The sequence below is a fragment of the Herminiimonas contaminans genome (genome assembly GCF_015645465.1).
In the GTDB taxonomy this organism is placed as follows: Bacteria; Pseudomonadota; Gammaproteobacteria; order Burkholderiales; family Burkholderiaceae_D; genus Oxalicibacterium; species Oxalicibacterium contaminans.
Genome location: NZ_JADOEL010000043.1, coordinates 1 through 2,699 on the forward strand (window position 1 = coordinate 1; position 2,699 = coordinate 2,699).

At 57.2% G+C, this 2,699-nt stretch carries 3 protein-coding genes; all 3 read left to right on the forward strand.

Annotation, left to right across the window (positions count from 1 at the left end; genetic code table 11):
• The first annotated feature begins 140 nt into the window (after positions 1–140).
• Positions 141–485, forward strand: a complete 345-nt coding sequence (tnpB, locus tag IXC47_RS19205; RefSeq protein ID WP_195876761.1) for an IS66 family insertion sequence element accessory protein TnpB — start codon at positions 141–143, stop codon at positions 483–485.
• Positions 486–575: 90 nt separating this feature from the next.
• On the forward strand, positions 576–2,099 hold the full coding sequence (gene tnpC / locus IXC47_RS19210) for an IS66 family transposase (RefSeq protein ID WP_195876759.1): 1,524 nt from the start codon (positions 576–578) through the stop codon (positions 2,097–2,099).
• Positions 2,054–2,671 (forward strand): plasmid pRiA4b ORF-3 family protein, encoded by a 618-nt coding sequence (locus IXC47_RS19215; RefSeq protein ID WP_195876760.1) that lies wholly within the window; start codon positions 2,054–2,056, stop codon positions 2,669–2,671. Before tnpC ends, IXC47_RS19215 begins: the two co-directional genes overlap by 46 nt.
• The last annotated feature ends 28 nt before the right edge of the window (positions 2,672–2,699 follow it).

A 2,699-nucleotide genomic window follows, 5' to 3' on the forward strand; every position in this document is an offset into this window, starting at 1 on the left:
CATCATACGACACGGTCACCAACCAATGATTGCGACCCCCAGCGTGGGCAAATTGAACTGCACCTTGGTCATGCCAAAATTGTAGTGCATGGGACGCCCGATCTGCGGGCGCTGCAATGCATGATCCAGACGCTACGCGCATGATTGGTTTACCTGCGGGAACCCGAGTTTGGCTGGCGGCTGGGATCACCGACATGCGTCGTGGTTTCGATGGCTTGGCCGCGCTGGTGCAATCGAAGCTGGCTGAGGATCCGTTCAGTGGTCACGTGTTTGTATTTCGTGGTCGCAAAGGCGATCGAATCAAGGTGTTGTGGTGGAGCGGCGATGGCATGTGTTTACTGGCCAAGCGGTTAGAGCATGGTCATTTCGTCTGGCCTTCGGCTGAATCGGGTGCGGTCAATCTGACGCCCGCACAGCTGTCGATGCTGCTGGAAGGCATCGATTGGCGACGACCCCAGCGCACACAGCGACCTATGCGAGTGTAATGCCAGCATTGCTTGGAGAGCTGCATATTTATTGGGTTTGCTGGCAATAATCGGTCGATTCAGGCATGACTATTTGGTAAAATTACGGTCATGCAAAACGTTAACGCCACCTCATCTGACACAACGGCTTTACTGGCCGTGATCAAGGCGTTGCAACAAGAAAATGACTACTTGCGTTTGCAGTTGGCCAAGGCCAGGCGCGAACGCTTCGGGCGCAGCAGTGAACGGGCTGGCGACCTGTTGGCGCAACTGCCGCTGATGCTTGATGACATGGCGATATCAGGTGCGCCGGTGCGAGGCATTGTGCCCAAAGCCACTTCCCCAAAGAAACGCACGCCATCTGCCGGGCGCCAGAGCTTGCCAGACTTCCTGCCGCGCGAAGAACATGTGCTGGCTGCCAACGATAGTTGTGACTGCCCGGCTTGTGGTGGTGCGCTCAAATTCCTGGGCGAAGACGTTAGCGAAACGCTTGAATTCATTCCAGCCAGCTTTAAGGTCATCCGCACGGTTCGACCCAAGATGGCCTGTAGCCATTGCGACACCATTGTGCAGGCGACCGCACCTTCGCGTCCGATTGCACGTGGCTTGGCTGGCCCTGGATTGCTGGCTCAGGTTCTGGTGGCCAAGTACTGCGATCATCAACCACTTTATCGCCAGAGCGCGATCTATGCCCGTCATGGCGTGACACTCTCACGCTCGACACTGGCCGATTGGGTGGCGGGCAGCAGTCAGTTGCTTCGCCCTCTGGTTCAGGCATTGCATCGTTATGTGATGAGTGGCAGCAAAGTCCATGCCGATGACACCCCTGTTCCAGTACTGGCGCCGGGGCGTGGCAAGACCCGCACGGGGCGTCTGTGGACGTATGTTCGTGACGACCGAACCGCTGCCAGTGATCAACCGGCGGCGGTCTGGTTCGGGTACTCACCAGATCGTAAAGGCGAGCACCCACAGAAGCACCTTAAAAACTTCCAGGGCATTGTTCAGGCCGATGGGTACGCAGGTTTTAATGCACTCTACGAAAGCGGGAAAATTGTTGAGGCAGCATGCTGGGCGCACGTACGACGCAAGTTCTACGACATCGCCGAACAGCAAAGCAGCCCGGAAGCCTTGCAGGCCATTGGGCGCATTGCTGAACTGTATGCCATTGAAGCGCAAATCCGTGGTGAGTTGCCCGATGTGCGACGCCAAGCGCGTCAGGCACGGGCTGGCCCTCATCTTGACGCTTTACACGACTGGCTGCACGACACCTTACGATCCGTCTCACGTAAATCCGCATTGGCCGGGGCGGTTCGCTATGCGCTCACACGCTGGACCGCTTTAACGCGCTATGTGGACGATGGCTGCATTGAAATCGATAATAATGCTGCTGAGCGCGCGCTGCGCGTGGTCGCCTTGGGCCGCAAGAACTACCTATTTGCCGGATCTGATGCGGGTGGCCACAGCGCTGCGTCCATTTATAGCCTACTCGGTAGCGCGGCACTGAACGGGATCGAACCCATGGCTTACTTGCGTGAGGTGCTGGCCCGTATCGCCGAGCACCCCGTCAACCGAATCGACGACTTGTTGCCATGGAATCTAACCCCACACTGCACCGCTCTGGATCGCGCCGCGTAACTTCCCGCAAGCTCACGGTCTTAGGCGGCCAAGCCTTGGTCTTGCGCATTGAACTGCGTGATAGCAACCCGCTGATCTACCGAACCATTCTTGTTCCCGCCAATATTACCTTACGTAAACTGCACGTGACCTTGCTCTGGGCCATGGGGTGGCAAGGTGGGCATTTGCATGAGTTCATCATCAACGACACGCACTACGGTGAGCCCGACCCCAACTACCCCGAGCCGGACTTGAAGAGCGAGCAGCGGGTTCGATTGGAAAAAGCGTTGGGTGGTGCGCGTACCTTCAACTATATCTACGATTACGGTGATGCCTGGTGGCATCACGTCACGTTGCTGGAACGAACCCAATTCGAGGGCCCGCTCGATTCGCCCTGGTGCTTGGATGGAGCAAACGCCTGTCCACCTGAAGATGTTGGTGGCATCTCCGGTTATGAAGACTTCCTAGAGGTCATGGCCGACTCTTCTCATCCTGAGCATGCCAATATGATGCAATGGCACGGCGGCCGCTTCGACCCAGCCGCCTTCGATCTGCATGAGGCCAATCGGCGCTTGATGGAAATTCAGCTTTAGCGCAAGACGGTACTGGGCGTACGCTTAC

Bases quoted from the DNA above. Each gene is read 5' to 3' on its own strand.
- tnpB (WP_195876761.1), top strand. From the start codon at position 141: ATGATTGGTTTACCTGCGGGAACCCGAGTTTGGCTGGCGGCTGGGATC.
- tnpC (WP_195876759.1), top strand. From the start codon at position 576: ATGCAAAACGTTAACGCCACCTCATCTGACACAACGGCTTTACTGGCC.
- IXC47_RS19215 (WP_195876760.1), top strand. From the start codon at position 2,054: ATGGAATCTAACCCCACACTGCACCGCTCTGGATCGCGCCGCGTAACT.